15 protein-coding genes are annotated in these 15,098 nt (G+C 61.9%); 7 read left to right on the plus strand and 8 right to left on the minus strand.

Annotated elements, in window-relative coordinates; all coding sequences use genetic code 11:
• Positions 1-122: 122 nt before the first annotated feature.
• Genes ELQ88_RS14440 through ELQ88_RS14450 form a run of 3 tightly spaced genes read right to left on the minus strand, consistent with a single transcriptional unit; the run spans position 123 to position 2,715 of the window.
• Entirely contained in the window at positions 123-1,304 is a 1,182-nt protein-coding gene (locus tag ELQ88_RS14440) for an acetyl-CoA C-acetyltransferase (RefSeq protein WP_138965861.1), read from the minus strand.
• Positions 1,305-1,315: 11 nt separating this feature from the next.
• A complete protein-coding gene (locus ELQ88_RS14445) occupies positions 1,316-1,981 on the minus strand; it encodes a CoA transferase subunit B (RefSeq protein WP_128869992.1) in 666 nt (221 codons plus the stop codon).
• A gap of 35 nt (positions 1,982-2,016) precedes the next feature.
• A complete protein-coding gene (locus tag ELQ88_RS14450) occupies positions 2,017-2,715 on the minus strand; it encodes a CoA transferase subunit A (protein WP_138965863.1) in 699 nt (232 codons plus the stop codon).
• A 235-nt stretch (positions 2,716-2,950) separates the two neighbouring features.
• On the opposite strand from ELQ88_RS14450, the gene ELQ88_RS14455 reads away from it, so the two are divergent.
• Positions 2,951-3,853, plus strand: coding sequence for a LysR family transcriptional regulator (locus tag ELQ88_RS14455; RefSeq protein ID WP_128869990.1), 903 nt, complete (start codon positions 2,951-2,953; stop codon positions 3,851-3,853).
• Between the two features lie 114 nt (positions 3,854-3,967).
• On the opposite strand, the gene ELQ88_RS14460 is transcribed toward ELQ88_RS14455, so the two are convergent.
• Positions 3,968-4,810, minus strand: a complete 843-nt coding sequence (locus ELQ88_RS14460) for an NAD-dependent protein deacetylase (protein ID WP_138965865.1) — start codon at positions 4,808-4,810, stop codon at positions 3,968-3,970.
• A 137-nt stretch (positions 4,811-4,947) separates the two neighbouring features.
• Positions 4,948-5,994, minus strand: coding sequence for a class I SAM-dependent methyltransferase (locus ELQ88_RS14465; protein ID WP_138969521.1), 1,047 nt, complete (start codon positions 5,992-5,994; stop codon positions 4,948-4,950).
• Between the two features lie 374 nt (positions 5,995-6,368).
• Between ELQ88_RS14465 and ELQ88_RS14470 the strand changes: the two genes are divergently transcribed.
• The 3 genes from ELQ88_RS14470 (at position 6,369) to ELQ88_RS14480 (ending at position 9,438) form a co-directional block, all read left to right on the plus strand.
• The gene (locus ELQ88_RS14470; protein WP_128869988.1) at positions 6,369-7,703 is read left to right on the plus strand and encodes an acetamidase/formamidase family protein; all 1,335 of its coding nucleotides are present in this window, start codon (positions 6,369-6,371) and stop codon (positions 7,701-7,703) included.
• A gap of 144 nt (positions 7,704-7,847) precedes the next feature.
• Positions 7,848-8,687 (plus strand): DUF692 domain-containing protein, encoded by an 840-nt coding sequence (locus ELQ88_RS14475; RefSeq protein WP_138965867.1) that lies wholly within the window; start codon positions 7,848-7,850, stop codon positions 8,685-8,687.
• Complete coding sequence (locus ELQ88_RS14480) at positions 8,680-9,438, plus strand: putative DNA-binding domain-containing protein (protein ID WP_138965869.1); 759 nt, start codon at positions 8,680-8,682, stop codon at positions 9,436-9,438. The genes ELQ88_RS14475 and ELQ88_RS14480 overlap by 8 nt, the downstream gene beginning before the upstream one ends.
• A gap of 205 nt (positions 9,439-9,643) precedes the next feature.
• Here ELQ88_RS14480 and ELQ88_RS14485 read toward each other — a convergent pair whose 3' ends face one another.
• Positions 9,644-10,957 (minus strand): HAMP domain-containing sensor histidine kinase, encoded by a 1,314-nt coding sequence (locus ELQ88_RS14485; protein ID WP_138965871.1) that lies wholly within the window; start codon positions 10,955-10,957, stop codon positions 9,644-9,646.
• Complete coding sequence (locus ELQ88_RS14490; RefSeq protein ID WP_128869984.1) at positions 10,954-11,694, minus strand: response regulator; 741 nt, start codon at positions 11,692-11,694, stop codon at positions 10,954-10,956. The genes ELQ88_RS14485 and ELQ88_RS14490 overlap by 4 nt, the downstream gene beginning before the upstream one ends.
• Before the next feature lie 304 nt (positions 11,695-11,998).
• Between ELQ88_RS14490 and ELQ88_RS14495 the strand changes: the two genes are divergently transcribed.
• From ELQ88_RS14495 to ELQ88_RS14510, 3 genes are all read left to right on the plus strand, one after another.
• The gene (locus tag ELQ88_RS14495) at positions 11,999-12,262 is read left to right on the plus strand and encodes a DUF2790 domain-containing protein (RefSeq protein ID WP_138965873.1); all 264 of its coding nucleotides are present in this window, start codon (positions 11,999-12,001) and stop codon (positions 12,260-12,262) included.
• A gap of 48 nt (positions 12,263-12,310) precedes the next feature.
• Positions 12,311-12,523: a hypothetical protein gene (locus tag ELQ88_RS14500; protein ID WP_138965875.1), complete on the plus strand. Its 213-nt coding sequence runs from the start codon at positions 12,311-12,313 to the stop codon at positions 12,521-12,523.
• A gap of 330 nt (positions 12,524-12,853) precedes the next feature.
• Positions 12,854-14,083 (plus strand): cytochrome c biogenesis protein DipZ, encoded by a 1,230-nt coding sequence (locus tag ELQ88_RS14510; RefSeq protein ID WP_138965877.1) that lies wholly within the window; start codon positions 12,854-12,856, stop codon positions 14,081-14,083.
• Between the two features lie 8 nt (positions 14,084-14,091).
• Here the strand turns inward: ELQ88_RS14510 and ELQ88_RS14515 are convergent, their stop codons facing one another.
• Positions 14,092-15,084, minus strand: a complete 993-nt coding sequence (locus tag ELQ88_RS14515) for an AraC family transcriptional regulator (protein ID WP_138965879.1) — start codon at positions 15,082-15,084, stop codon at positions 14,092-14,094.
• Positions 15,085-15,098: the final 14 nt, after the last annotated feature.

Below are 15,098 nucleotides of genomic sequence, written 5' to 3' on the forward strand. Positions count from 1 at the left end.
CCTACAGGGGTACGGGTTCACAGCCCGGTAAAGGGTAGGACCCGGTGCGACGTGAGTCGCACCGGGTGTGTTGCCAGACTGCGACGGTTCTTCGTGGGCCCCCGCGCAGTCTGTTGAACGCTTTACGCTCGCTCGATCGCCAGTGCCACGCCCTGACCACCACCGATGCACAGGGTGGCGAGGCCTTTCTTGGCGTCACGCTTGATCATTTCATGCAGCAAGGTCACCAGCACCCGGCAACCCGAGGCACCGATCGGGTGACCCAGGGCGATAGCGCCACCGTTGACGTTGACCTTGTCCAGGTCCCATTCCAGGTCCTTGGCCACCGCCAGGGATTGCGCGGCGAAGGCTTCGTTGGCTTCGATCAGGTCCAGTTGCCCGATCGACCAGCCGGCCTTGTCCAGGCAACGGCGAGTGGCCGAGACCGGGCCGATACCCATGATCGCCGGGTCGACGCCGGCGTTGGCGTAGGCGGCAATTTTCGCCAGCACTGGCAAACCCAGGGCCTTGGCTTTTTCCGCGCTCATCAGGATCACGGCGGCCGCCCCGTCGTTCAGGGACGACGCGTTACCGGCAGTCACCGAACCGTCCTTCTTGAAGGCGGCTTTGAGTTTGCCCAGGGCTTCGGCGGTGGTGCCGGCCCGTGGCTGTTCATCGGTGGCGAAGGACAGCGGTTCGCCCTTGCGCTGCGCAATCATGATCGGCGTGATCTCATCGACAAAACGCCCGGCTTCGATAGCGGCCGTGGCTTTCTGCTGGGAGGCCGCGGCGAACGCGTCCTGTTGCTCGCGGGTCAGGTTGTATTGTTGCGCCAGGTTTTCGGCGGTGATGCCCATGTGGTAATCGTTGAACGCATCCCACAGGCCGTCGCTGATCATGGTGTCGACGATTTGCGCGTTACCCATGCGCAGCCCGGTACGGGCGCCGGGCATGACGTAGTTGGACAGGCTCATGTTCTCCTGGCCGCCGGCAATGATCACCTCGGCATCGCCACAGCGAATGGCTTGGGTGGCCAGATGCAGCGCTTTCAAGCCCGAGCCGCAGACCTTGTTCAGGGTCATGGCCGGCACAGTGAACGGCAGGCCAGCCTTGATAGCGGATTGGCGCGCAGGGTTCTGCCCGGCGCCGGCAGTCAATACCTGGCCCATGATCACTTCATCGACTTCGGCAGGGTCCAGGCCGGTTTGCGCCAGCAACTGACGGATCACCGCAGCGCCGAGGTCAACCGCGGACACGTTGGCCAGGGCGCCCTGGAAACTGCCGATGGCGGTACGGGTGGCGGCGACAATGACGACTTCTTGCATGGAAAGGTTCCTCACTGGGCAGTGAACTGCATTTCCGGAACGTGATCGGGCACGATCAGTTTGCCGGCGGTCTTGGCGACGATTTCCTCGACGCTGACACCCGGCGCACGTTCCTTGAGGATGAACGCGCCGTTTTCGATTTCCAGGTAAGCCAGGTCGGTCAGTACACGCTTGATGCAACCGGCGCCGGTCAGCGGCAGGCTGCAGCGGTCCAACAGCTTGGACTCACCGTCCTTGGACGCGTGGGTCATGATGACGATGATGTTGTCTGCACCGGCCACCAGGTCCATGGCGCCGCCCATGCCTTTGATCAGCTTGCCGGGGATCATCCACGAGGCAATGTTGCCTTGCACGTCTACTTCAAAGGCACCCAGCACGGTCAGGTCGACATGACCACCGCGAATCATCGCGAACGACTCGGCGGAGGAAAAAATCGAAGCGCCGATACGCGCGGTCACGGTTTGCTTGCCGGCATTGATCATGTCGGCATCGATGGTTTCTTCAGTCGGGAAGGGACCCATGCCGAGCAGGCCGTTTTCCGACTGCAGCATGACTTCCATGCCTTCGGGGATGTAGTTGGCGACGAGGGTCGGGATGCCGATGCCCAGGTTCACGTAAAAGCCGTCCTGCATTTCGCGGGCGACGCGTTGAGCCATTTGTTCGCGGGAAAGTGCCATTGTTGTTATTCCTTATTCGGTCCGGGGGCAGGGGTTCACTTACGCACGGTGCGCTGTTCGATGCGCTTTTCGAACGTGCCGCAAATGACCCGGTCGACGTAGATGCCAGGGGTGTGGATCTGCGCCGGGTCCAGCTCGCCGGGCTCGACGATTTCTTCGACTTCGACCACGGTGATCTTGCCGGCGGTGGCGGCCAGCGGGTTGAAGTTCTGGGCGGTGTGGCGATAGATCACGTTACCGAAATGGTCGGCTTTCCAGCCTTTGACGATGGCGAAGTCACCGGTGATGGATTCTTCCATCAGGTACTGGCGGCCATGGAATTCACGCACTTCCTTGCCGTCGGCGACCGGGGTGCCGACGCCGGTGGCGGTGAAGAAAGCGGGGATGCCTGCACCGCCTGCGCGCATTTTTTCGGCGAGGGTGCCTTGGGGGGTCAGGACGACTTCAATTTCGCCTTTGAGCAGTTGGTCTTCGAACAGTTTGTTCTCGCCGACGTAGGACGCCACCACTTTGCTGATCTGGCGGTCTTCCAGCAGTATGCCAAGGCCGAAACCGTCGACGCCGCAGTTGTTGGAAACCACGGTCAGGTCGCGAGTGCCTTTGCGCTTGATCTCGTTGATCAGGTTTTCCGGGATCCCGCACAGGCCGAAGCCGCCGGCGATCACGGTCATGCCGTCTTCAAGACCTGCCATAGCTTCTTCGTAGGAACTCACGCGCTTGTCGAAACCTGCCATATGCACCTCTTTTATTCTTTATGGGCGGCTGGCTAGCCGAATGGAATGGAGTGTCGCGCTGCTGGATTTATTTGTTAAGTTTATTTTTAAGGTAGATTAATAGATAAAACTCACCAATCTGTAGGAGCCGGCTTGCTGGCGAAGGCGTCTTCTCGGGCGATATCAGGCTCCACGCCGCCTTCGCTGGCAAGCCAGCTCCTGCAGGGGAATGCGTATTACGTTGGAGACAGTGTTCATGACAGTCAAGCAGATCCGTGCCTTCCTGGCCGTGGCCCAGAGCCTGAGCTTCGCCGTGGCCTGCGAACGGTTGCACCTGTCGCAATCGGCGTTGAGCCTGACCATCAAGGCGCTGGAGGAGGGCCTGGGCGGGCGTTTGTTCACCCGCAACACGCGCAATGTGGCGCTGACCCCGGAAGGCGAGTCGCTGGTGCCGCTGGCACGGCGACTGATTGCCGACTGGGACAATGCCGAGGATGAGCTGCGCCAGCGCTTCACCCTGCAGCGCGGTCGCGTGACCCTGGCGGCGATGCCGTCGTTTGCCGGCAACCTGCTGCCACCAATCCTCAAGACTTTCCGCGCGCGGTATCCCAACGTCAACGTCACCGTGAACGACGTGATCAACGAGCAAGTGCTGGAAATGGTACGTGATCGACAGGTCGAGCTGGGGGTGGCGTTTGAGCCGATGCAGAGTTCGTCGCTGCAATTCACGCCGTTGTACATGGACCGGTTTGTGGCGGTGGTGCCGCACGATTCTGCGTTGGCGGAACTGCGCGACGTCGACTGGCAGACATTGTTGCAGGAGCCGTTCATCACCTTGCAGCGACCGTCGACGCTGCGGGTGATGCTCGAAGAACACTTGCAGGCCCGGGGCATGAAATTGCCCGTGGAGTTTGAAAGCCATCAATTGGCGACAGTCGGAAGGATGGTGGCCAGCGGGCTGGGTGTCAGCGCGGTGCCAGCCTTGTGCGCCCAACAGATGCGCGAACTGGGCGCGCGGTGCATTACCTTGCGCGATCCGGTGGTGGAGCGGGCGATCGGGGTGTTGACCACACCTGGAGGGGAACTGTCGGCGGCGGCGCAGGCGTTGTTCGATATCCTCAAGGAAGAAAACCTGGGCGACCAGGTTTCCAGGAACTGATCACAGCCCCCTGTAGGAGCTGGCTTGCCAGCGAGAGCGGAGTGTCAGGCAACATCAATGCAGCTGACCCACCGCCTTCGCTGGCAAGCCAGCTGCTACAGGGTTTTGCGTCAATCAGGATGAGAGGTGTTGCGCCAGCAACGGCAGCAACCGTTCACACGACGCTTCTATTTTCATATTGAGGATGTCATCCGCCCGAGTCTTGCCCAGGTTGATCGCAATCAGCGGCTTGCCCTGATCCGCTACCGCCCGACACAACCGAAACGCCGAATACGCCATCAACGAAGACCCTACCACCAGCAATCCAGCCGCCTTTTCGACCGCCGCCATGGCCTTGGCCGCCGTTACCTGCGCTACATTCTCGCCAAAAAACACCACGTCCGGCTTCATCCGCGCCCCCGCGCAATACGGACAATGGGGTACCTGAAAGCGTGCTTCGAACGCCGCATCCAGCAGCGTATCGCCATCCGGGGCCTGCACCGCATCAACCCCGGCCAGGTAAGGGTTCTGCGTTTCCATCAGGCGCTGGATCGAATCGCGATCGCTGCGCTGCCCGCAGTCCAGGCACAACACACGGTGCAGGCTGCCGTGAAGTTCGATCACGTCATGGCTGCCAGCCTGGTCGTGCAAGGTATCGACATTCTGGGTGATCAGCCCGCAAATCTGCCGGGCGCTTTGCAGGCTGGCCAAGGCTTCGTGGGCCTCGTTCGGCCGCGCCTGGCGCACCCGTGGCCAGCCGATCATCGCCCGCGCCCAATAGCGGCGCCGGGATTCGGGGGCCGAGAGGAATTCCTGGTACATCATCGGTGACCGGCCACGCCGCACACCCTGGTTGTCGCGGTAATCCGGAATGCCCGACGGGGTGCTGATGCCAGCGCCGGTCAGGACCACGAACGGCTGATCGGCCATCAACTGTTGGAGCCGGTCGAGCTGTTCGCGGATGAGGCTTTCGAACATGTTCAACACCCTGGAGGACCTGTAGGAGCAAGCTTGCTCGCGATGGTGGTCAACGATAACGCATGCAAGCATGACACCCCGCGGCGTTCTCAGGTTTTTCGCGAGCAAGCTCGCTCCTACAAGAGGAACGACCGGATTTATTTACGCGCCTCCAGGATCAGGTTGAACGGCGTTTCCGTCGCCCGCCGGAACGTCTTGAAGCCCGCCTCGGTAAAGACCTTGCGCAACCGCGCCTCACCCGCCTGGGCACCGAGGCCGAGACCGACTTCCTGGGACAGCGAGTTCGGGGTGCAGATGAAGGTCGAGGCGGCGTAGAACAAGCGGCCAACCGGGGTAATGTTGTCGTCGAGCGAGTCATTGGCGAACGGTTCCACCAGCAGCACCGTGCCGTCCGGTTTCAGCGACTCATAGGCATGCCGTGCCGCGCCCACCGGGTCGCCCATGTCATGCAGGCAGTCGAAGTAGCAGACCAGGTCATAGTCATCGCCGGGGTAGCTTTTTGCCGTGCCCTGGAAGAACCGCGCGCGTCCGGACACGCCGCCTTCTTCCGCGCGCTGGGTGGCCACGGTGACGGAGGGCGCGTGGTAGTCGAAACCGACGAACCGCGAATCGGGGAACGCCTGGGCCATGATCACGGTGGATGCGCCATGGCCGCAGCCGATGTCCGCCACCTTGGCGCCAGCTTCCAGTTTGGCGACCACCCCTTCGAGTGCCGGTAGCCATTCGGCGATCAAGTGCGCTTTATAGCCTGGCCGGAAGAACCGCTCCGTGCCGCTGAACATGCACGGATGGTGATCGCCCCAGGCGAGGGCGCCGTTGCCGCGCATGGCGTTGACCAGTTTGTCCTTGTCATGGAAAAACGACGCGACCACCCCGATTCCGCCCGCCACATAGACCGGCGAGTCTTCGTTCGCCAGCGCGAGGGCTTGCTCTTCGGGCAGGCGGAACTGGCCGTCGCGGTGTTCCATGTACCCGGAGGCGGCGTGGGCACTGAGCCATTCACGCAGCAAGCGCGTGTTGCAGCCGGTCTTTTCGGCGAGTGTTTCAGGGGTGATCGGCTGACTGTCGGCCATGGCCCGGTACAGACCGAGTTCTTCGCCGAGGATGACATTGGCCAGCATCGCCGCGCCGCCCATGTCGTTTACCAGTTTACCCATGAAATCATTTAGTCGGGCCTCGTCCATCATGTGTGCTCCTGTGGTGGATCACGGTCCAGAGGCGAGGTTTTTCGAGGCGTTCAGCCCTGGGCTGTGGTCGTGGGAATGACCAGGACGATGAGTACGTCCTGCGTGCATTAAGTTTAGTCCGGGGGCCGTGCACTGCTGACCGGAGCGACGAAAGTCGTTGCGAGCGCAACATCGCGTGTATCCCAATGTATCAATCCACCTTCTCGATACAGTTGCCCTCAATACCGGTGCACTGGCGAACACACCCCGGATACAAACCTGCGATGAACTGTGAAGGTTGTCTGGCGCCCGCAAGCACGGGCTTTCGAGGCAATTTCCTGGTCGTCGCAGCGGGCGGCCGTTTCGCTCCTGATACCGTTAAGGGGACAATAATGACCACGATCCTTTCTGAACCTGCCTTGAAACACTCTCCCGTCAATCGCCTGCGGGTCGACCAGTACACCAACGGCCTCATCGGCCCGAGCCAGCCGATGCTGGGTCCGCTGGCCGACGGCGGCACTCTGATCACCGGCACGCCGCCGGGTTGCTGGGGGCCGATGATCACGCCGGCCTTTGAAGGTGGCCACGAAGTGACGCAACCGGTGGCGATTGCCGGGGCCGACATCGGCGACGCGGTGGCGATCAAGATCAAAAGCATGCGCGTCACCTCGCTGGCCACTTCGTCAGGGGTGATGAGTTTCGTTGAAGGGCGTTATCACGGAGACCCGTTCGTCTCCAAGTTCTGCGCCAAGTGCGGCACTGAACACCCGGCCAGTCATGTCGAAGGCATTGGCGAGGACTCGATTCGCTGCAACACCTGTGGAGCCGAAGTCAGCGCGTTTCGCTTCAGCCATGGTTACGTGATCGTGTTCGATGCGCAGAATCAGGTCAGCCTGACGGTCAATCAGGACATCGCCAACCGTTTGGCGGGCAAGGCCAGCGAAATGTCGGCACTGCCGGAATTCGCCGCCCAGCACTCGATCCTGTCCCTGGCCCGCGCCGACATGCCCGGCGTTGCGGCGCACATGCGGCCGTTCCTCGGCAACATCGGCACCACGCCATCCCGTGACTTACCCGACTCCCACAACTGCGCCGATTTCGGCCAGTACCTGATCGATGCACCCCACCGTTTCGGCATGACCCGCGAAGAGCTGCACGCGGCCAAGACCGATGGCCACATGGACACCAACTCGATCCGCGAAGGCTGTGTCCTGATCTGCCCGGTCAAGGTGCCGGGTGCCGGCGTGTACATGGGCGACATGCACGCCCAGCAGGGCAACGGCGAGATTGCCGGCCATGCCACCGATTGCTCGGGGGAAACCGAAGTGGTGGTGGAGGTGATCAAAAACCTGACGCTGGAAGGGCCGATCCTGCTGCAAAACCTCGACGATTTGCCGCCGATGGCCCGTCCCATGAATGCCGGGCAACAGCAAAAAGTCCGTGAGCTGGGCGAGCGCTGGGGCCAGATCGAGATCGAGCAGAGTGGCCCGATCACCTTCATCGGCAGCGGCGAAAACCTCAATGTGGCCGTGGAAAACGGCTTGAAACGCGCGGCCGCAGTCACCGGCCTGCCGTATGACGAAGTACTCAACCGCGCGACCATCACGGGCTCGATCGACATCAGCCGCTTGCCGGGCACCGTCCGCGTGACGTTCCTGTGCCCGATGAAGGTGCTCGACCGCATCGGCATCGGCCATCTGGTGCGCGAAAAATACGACCTGGCATAACGCCAAACGGCGGGTTCGTACCACAGTGTGTACAGACCCGCCGACGATACAAGCGCTGCGATTTTCTGCCGCAACGCAACACAGACTCGATACACCCCTGCGCTTAACTGGGATTCCGTTCCGGCAACCCTCGAGATCGACATCATGCACACCCCCCTCACATCAGCGAAGGCCAGCGTCGGGCTTGGCCTGCGTCGCGGTTTAATGAAAGACCTCCAGGCCGCGCCGATGGGCGACTTCGACTTTCTGGAAGTTGCGCCGGAGAACTGGATCGGCATCGGCGGCGCCCATGGCGCGGCATTGCGGGCATTGGCCGAACGTTTTCCGTTGTCCTGTCACGGCTTGTCCCTGTCGTTGGGCGGACCGTCCCCGCTGGACGTCAAATTCCTGCAGGAAGTCCGGGTGTTCCTCGATCACCACAAGGTGCCGCTGTACAGCGAACACCTCAGTTACTGCAGCGATGATGGTCACCTTTACGACCTGCTGCCGTTGCCGTTTACCGAAGAAGCCGTGCATCACGTGGCCGCGCGGATCCGTCAGGCCCAGGACATCCTCGGTCGGCGCCTGGCGGTGGAAAACGTCTCCTACTACGCCGCGCCACAGCAGGACATGGACGAGGTGACCTTCACCAACGCGGTGCTGCGCGAAGCCGACTGCGACCTGTTGCTGGACGTCAACAATGTGTACGTCAACTCGATCAATCACGATTTCGATCCGCAGGCCTTTCTCGCCTGTATCGACTCGGACCGCGTGGTGGCGATGCACGTGGCCGGGCACTTCGATGAATCCGACTCCTTGAAAATCGACACCCACGGCGCGTCGGTCAAACCGGTGGTCTGGGCGTTGCTGGCCCAGGCTTACGGCCGGTTCGGCGCGCAGCCAACCTTGCTGGAACGGGATTTCAATTTCCCCGCATTCTCGGAGCTGGTGGCCGAATTGCAGACAATCCGCCGCCTGCAAACCGTGGAGGTGAACCGTGGATAAGCACTCGCTGCATCAGCAGCAAACGACGATGGGGCTGCACCTGCGCGATCCCGAGCACTGCCCGCCGCCGGCCGGCATGGACGTGGCGCGGGCCCGGGTTTACCGCGAGCTGGTGTTCTCGAACCTGTCATCGTTGCTCAGCGGGACCTTTCCGGTGCTGATCAAGCTGCTTGGCGATGAGCATTGGCGTTCTCTGGTGCGCAGCTTTTTGCGGGACTACCGCGCGCACACGCCGAAATTCGGCGAAATCGCCGAGGAGTTTGTCGAGTTCCTCGCCTCTGAACCGCACGCCTTGAGTGCAGGCTCGTGGCCGCCGTTCATGGTTGAACTGGCGCATTACGAGTGGGTCGAGATGGCACTGCAACAGTCCGAAGCCGAGCCCTTGCCGGCCAACGATGCCGGGATGTTGCTGGATCGGCCGCTGCAGGTGTCGCCACTGGCCTGGCCTTTGGCCTATGTCTGGCCAGTCCAGTTGGTCGGGCCCGATTTTCGACCTGATGCGCCACCGGTGCAGCCGACGCTGCTGTTGGTGCGGCGAACCGAGGACTGGAGTGTGAAGTTTTCCGAACTGAGCCCGTTGGCGTGGCGGTTGTTGCAGCGGATCGGCGAGTTTCCTCAGCTAAGTGGCCGTGCGCAGCTGGAAGGTTTGGCGGTGGAGGCGGGGGCCACTGGATCGCCTGCGTTCATCGACAGCGGGCTGGCATTGTTGCGACAGATGCATGGGGAAGGGGTGGTGGGCGTCGTCGCATAGCCGCAATCGCCCAAACACCGCCAATCCAATGTGGGAGCGGGCTTGCTCGCGAAGGCGGTTTGTCAGTCAACATCTCTGTTGAATGTGACGGCCTCTTCGCGAGCAAGCCCGCTCCCACATTGGATTGGCAGTGTTGTCGTGCCCTGTGTTTGACCGTTGAAACACGCGTAACTTTTTCCCCAATCTCCGGGAAATCCCCCTCCTTTCAACGCACCGCTTTACTACCCGGCAACCTGAGCTCCACGCACAAACCCCCGCCTTCACGATGACTCAAGGTCAACGAACCCCCGAGCGCCAACGCCAATTGCTGCGCAATCGCCAACCCCAGTCCGGTGCCGCCGGTGCTGCGGTTGCGGGAATTTTCCACGCGGTAGAACGGCTCCATCACATGCGCCAGTTCCTCTTCGGCAATGCCGGGGCCACGGTCCATCACCTTCACCGACAAACTGCCATCGGCCTTCGACTCCACCCATAACTCGGCGGCGCCGGCGAACTTCAGTGCGTTGTCCGTCAGGTTCACCAGTACCCGGCGCAGGGCATGGGGCCGGGTATCGATCACCGCTGCGCTTTTGCCGCCCAGCTGCACGTCCTTGCCCATGTCCTGATAGTCGAACACCAGGCTGTCGAGGAACGAATCCAGATCGGTGCGGCGACTCTCCTCGGTGGCACCGTGAATGCTGCGGGCGTAGGCCACGCCTTCGCGCACCAGGTGTTCCATTTCGCCGAGGTCGTTCCACAGTTTGTCTTTTTCGCTGGAGTCGTCCATGAATTCGGCGCGCAGTTTCATGCGGGTGATCGGGGTTTGCAGGTCGTGGGAGATCGCCGCCAGCAGCTGCATGCGTTCCTTGAGGTAGGCGGCGATGCGTGCCTGCATGGCATTGAACGCCTTGGCGGCATGGGCGACTTCGGTCGGACCTTTCTCGTCCAGGTGTACCGCGTGGGTGTTGGGGTCCAGGGTCTCCACCGCCTGGGCGAGGCGGGTGAGGGGGCGGATGGCGATTCGCACGGCCAGCCAGGTGCAGGCGATCATCAGCGCCAGTTGGCCCAGCAACATCATGGGCAACCACGGCGACAACGGCAGCATCGACGGTCGTACATCGATGGTCACCGGGCTGCCGTCAGCCAGCTTCAGGTGGACCTGGAAGTGTTTGATCGGACCGGGAATGTCGGTAACGGTCATCGGGTAGTCCTTGCCGATGGCGTCCTTGATCGAGGTCACCGCCATGGGGGTGTCGCTCATGGGCATGCCCGGTGAGCCCTCGTCGAGCAAATAGCGGTAATTGCGCCGTTCCAGTTGTTGCAGCCAGCTGGCACGTTCTTCGGCCGGCAAGCGGTCGAGGATGGCGATGGAGGTCGATACGTCGGTTTCCAGATTGCCCAGCATGGTGTTTTTCGCGCTTTCGTAACGTTCGTAATACTGCGCGCCAAAGGACAAGGCCTGCGCCAGGATCAGGCCGATCAGAAAAATCAGCGACAACCGCGAGGCGAGGGTGCGGGGCCAACGTATCGCGAAGTTCATGATGGCGCACCCAGCACTTCCACCGGCAGGGAAAATACATAGCCTTCACTGCGCACGGTCTTGATGTACGCCGGCTCGCGGGCGTCGTCCAGCAAGCGCTGACGCAGGCGACTGACCAGCAAGTCGATGGAGCGGTCGAACAGGTCGGCGTCGCGGCCCTGGGTCAGGTTCAGCAGTTGGTCGCGATTGAGCACCCGCTGCGGATGATCGAGGAACACCCGCAGCAGCCGATATTCGGCGCCGCTGAGCGCGACCATGGTGCCGTCGTCATCGAGCAGGTGCCGGGCGGAAGTGTCCAGGCGCCAGCGGCCGAAGGCCAGCAACCGCCCGCTTTCGGTGACCACCAGGTTCGGCGGCAGCATCCGCGTGCGGCGCAGTACAGCGTTGATACGCGCGAGCAATTCACGGGCGGCGAACGGTTTGACCAGGTAATCGTCGGCGCCCATTTCCAGGCCGATGATGCGGTCGGTTTCATCGTTGCGGGCGGTGAGCATCAATACCGGAGTGGCCTTGTGTTTGCCGGCGCGCAACTCGCGGCAGAGCATCAGGCCATCGTCGCCGGGCATCATGATGTCGAGCACGATCAGGTCCACCGGCGTGGATTCGAGGAACGCGCGCATTTGCCGCCCATCCGCCACGACGGTGGTGCGCAGGCCGTTCTTTTTCAGGTAGTTGCCTACCAGCTCTCGAATTTCGCGGTCATCGTCCACGATGAGAATGTGATCGACGTGTTCCATGGGGCCAGGCCTCTGTAGATGGGGATGTCGCACAGTCTATCGAGCCTTGGCCCGCCTGCCCGCAGCCCTTTGTATTGCAGTGTATCTGCTGTAGCAGCGGATACATGCAGACGCAAAAACACCGTTTTTCCATGGTTTTGTATCGCTGTGTATCAGAGGGCGGCTTTGATACGTATCGATTTACACGCGCCTGTTTTCGACACAGACGAGATACCTCGCGGGCTTTTAATAGGTTCCATCGAGGCAAGCCAGGACGCCTCGGCCCAACCAACGATTGACCCATTGAAGCCTTGAGGAAACCACCATGAACACCAAAGCCGTCGTCGCCGCCTGCCTGTTTGCCGCACTGAACATCTGCACCCTGTCGGCCCGCGCCGAAGCCGATGTCACCCCTCAAACCTACACCTACGGCACAAACCTGGACATCAAGAAGGTGATCTCGATGAAACAGGACGCCACGCCTTCCTGCGGGATTGTAAATGCCCAGCTGACCTACCTGGACTCCGGGAATAAAACCCAGGTACTGGACTACCGCAAATTTGCCGACGGCTGCAACGACGACAACTGAGTCCTTTGCTGGCCGATTGCCCAACCTTTTTGAAACAGGAAGAACATCATGAACAACCTATCGCGTTTTCTGACCGCCGCTGCCTTCTCCCTGGCCGGCGCCGCCGCCCATGCCAATGCCGCCGTGGAACAAGGTAGTTGTGGCAGCAGCACCTGCTTCCAGCTGACCCCGGTGGCGAAGCAGGGCGCCGATGCCTTGCTGGCACAGGACGGCTCCGGCCGTACGCCGCAGGGGCAGCAGCTGGATAACCAGACTGCCTGAATCAACACGGTCCCCCCCCTGTAGGAGCTGGCTTGCCAGCGAAGACGGCGGCACATTCAACATGGATGTTGACTGGCAGATCGCTTTTGCTGGCAAGCCAGCTCCTACAGGGGGCCAGCTTTGCGGCGAAGACGGCGGCACATTCAATATGGATGTTGACTGACAGATCGCTTTCGCTGGCAAGCCAGCTCCTACAGGGGGCCAGCTTTGCGGCGAAGACGGCGGCACATTCAACATGGATGTTGACTGACAGATCGCTTTCGCTGGCAAGCCAGCTCCTACAGGGGGGATGTGTGTGAATCGCCATCCTCGTATTTTCAAGGTGATCCCATGTTACTCATCGCGTTCCTGGGCGGCATATTGACCGTCCTCAGTCCCTGCATCCTGCCGGTCGTGCCGTTCCTGTTCGCCGGGGTCGACCGCACCCGGTCCTCGATTCTGCTCACCCTCGGCGGCATGGTCCTGACCTTCGCCCTGATCTCCAGCCTGGCGGTGGTCAGCAGCGAGTGGGTGGTGCAAGCCAACGACACCGGCCGGCACGTGGCCCTGATCGTGATGGTGCTGTTTGCCCTGTCGCTGATTTCCGCACGCATCGGCGGTTGGCTGGCGCGTCCATTCGTACTGCTCGGCAATCGTATCGACCCTGAGACCCGCAGGGTGTCCGGCCCGCTGAGCTCGGTGATGATCGGCGTCGCCACCGGCCTGCTGTGGGCGCCATGCGCCGGCCCGATCCTCGGCGTCATCCTCACCGGCGCCATGCTGCAAGGCGCCAATGCCCAGACCAGTCTGTTGCTGGTGGCGTACGGCCTGGGCAGCGCGTTGTCCCTGGGCACCCTGATCTTCGCCGGTCGCGGCCTGGTCAATCGCTTGAAAGCGTCGATCCCGGTCACCGGCTGGCTGCGTCGGGGTGCCGGTGTGGCCGTGCTGGCCGCGGCGGCGGTGATCTCCACCGGTGCCGACAAGACATTGCTGGCCGGCACCTCGTCCGAAGCCCTCGGCAGCCTCGAGCAAGGAATGCTGGAAACCGTACCGAAAGTGGTCGATTACTTCGTCAGCAAGGTCAAGGCCGACTCGTCGATGGATAACGCCAAAGGTGCCATGCCATCGCTCTCCGGCGCGGTCGAATGGCTCAACTCGCCAGCGCTGACCAACGAGTCGCTGAAAGGCAAAGTGGTGCTGGTGGATTTCTGGACCTACGACTGCATCAACTGCCAGCACACCCTGCCGTACGTGAAGGACTGGGCGAAGAAGTATGAGAAGGACGGCCTGGTGGTGATCGGCGTCCATACCCCCGAATACGGCTTTGAACGCATCATCGCCAACGTCAAGGATCAGGTGAAGAAGCTCGGCATCACCTACCCGGTGGCGATCGACAACAACTATGCGATCTGGCGCAACTTCGACAACCAGTACTGGCCCGCTCACTACCTGATCGACGCCAAGGGCCAGGTACGTTTCACCCACTTCGGTGAGGGTCGCTATGAGACCCAGGAGAAAATGATCCAGCAGTTGCTGGAAGAGGCCAAGGCCGACGCCAAAACCCTCGCTCCAGCTGCTTGAAGCTTGATTCAATGGCTCACAGGCTGCGCGCCGTGGGCCATTGGTTTTTTCTCCTGACTGCGCCGCCACGCCGCCGGGGGCGCCCCGAACTCACGACGGAACGCCCGGCTGAACGCCGTGTCGGTCTGGTAACCCACTTCTTCGGCAATCCGCATCAATGAACTGTTGCTGCTGCGTAACAGGTTCGCCGCCAGCAACATCCGCCACTGCGTCAGGTACTGCATCGGCGAAATCCCTACCAGCAGCTGAAAGCGCTCCGCCAACACCGATCTTGAGGTGCCGGCGGTGCGCGCCAGCTCTTCCAGCGTCCAGGCATGACAGGATTTATTGTGCAGCGCATTCAGGGCGGCGCCGACGATCCGGTCGTTCACGCCCGCCAGCCAACCGGTCCGGCCTTTGCCCTGTTCGTGCATGTACAGGCGCAACACCTCGATGAACAACACCTCGGCCAGCTTGGCCAGGACACCTTCGCCACCCGCGCGCGGCGAGCGAGCTTCGGCCAGCGCGTAACGCACCGAGGATTCCAGCCAGATCCCGGCATTCGAACCACGTACGTTGACCCTCACTATGGGCGGTAACCCGTTCAGCAGCATGCCCGCCAGCCGTGTGTCGCACGCCAGATAGCCGCACACCAGGCGCGTGACCGCACCACCTCCGCCATAACTCAACTGCCGGGGACGGCGCGCCAGCACCACATCCAGTCGGGAGCCGGTGGCGGGCGTAAGTCCCGGCCTGGAACTCATGCGATGGGCGTCTCCCTGGGGGAACACCACCACGTCGCCAGCCGTCAGCAGAAGGGGCGGATCAGCACCCAGCTCGACGTAACACTCGCCTTCGGTGATCAAGTGAAAGATCACCACCCGTTCGGCGCCAGGCTCCAGGAAGGGCGCCGCGGTGTCGGCGCTGGGCGACTGGTAGCACCAGGGTGCGGTGAACCTGGCATTGATGAAGATCGCGCCGACCAGGCGGACGACGCGCAGGGTCTGAGACAGGGCGTCCATGATGGTTTTCCCCT

Origin of the sequence: Pseudomonas sp. MPC6, assembly GCF_006094435.1 — a bacterium.
Classification (GTDB): domain Bacteria; phylum Pseudomonadota; class Gammaproteobacteria; order Pseudomonadales; family Pseudomonadaceae; genus Aquipseudomonas.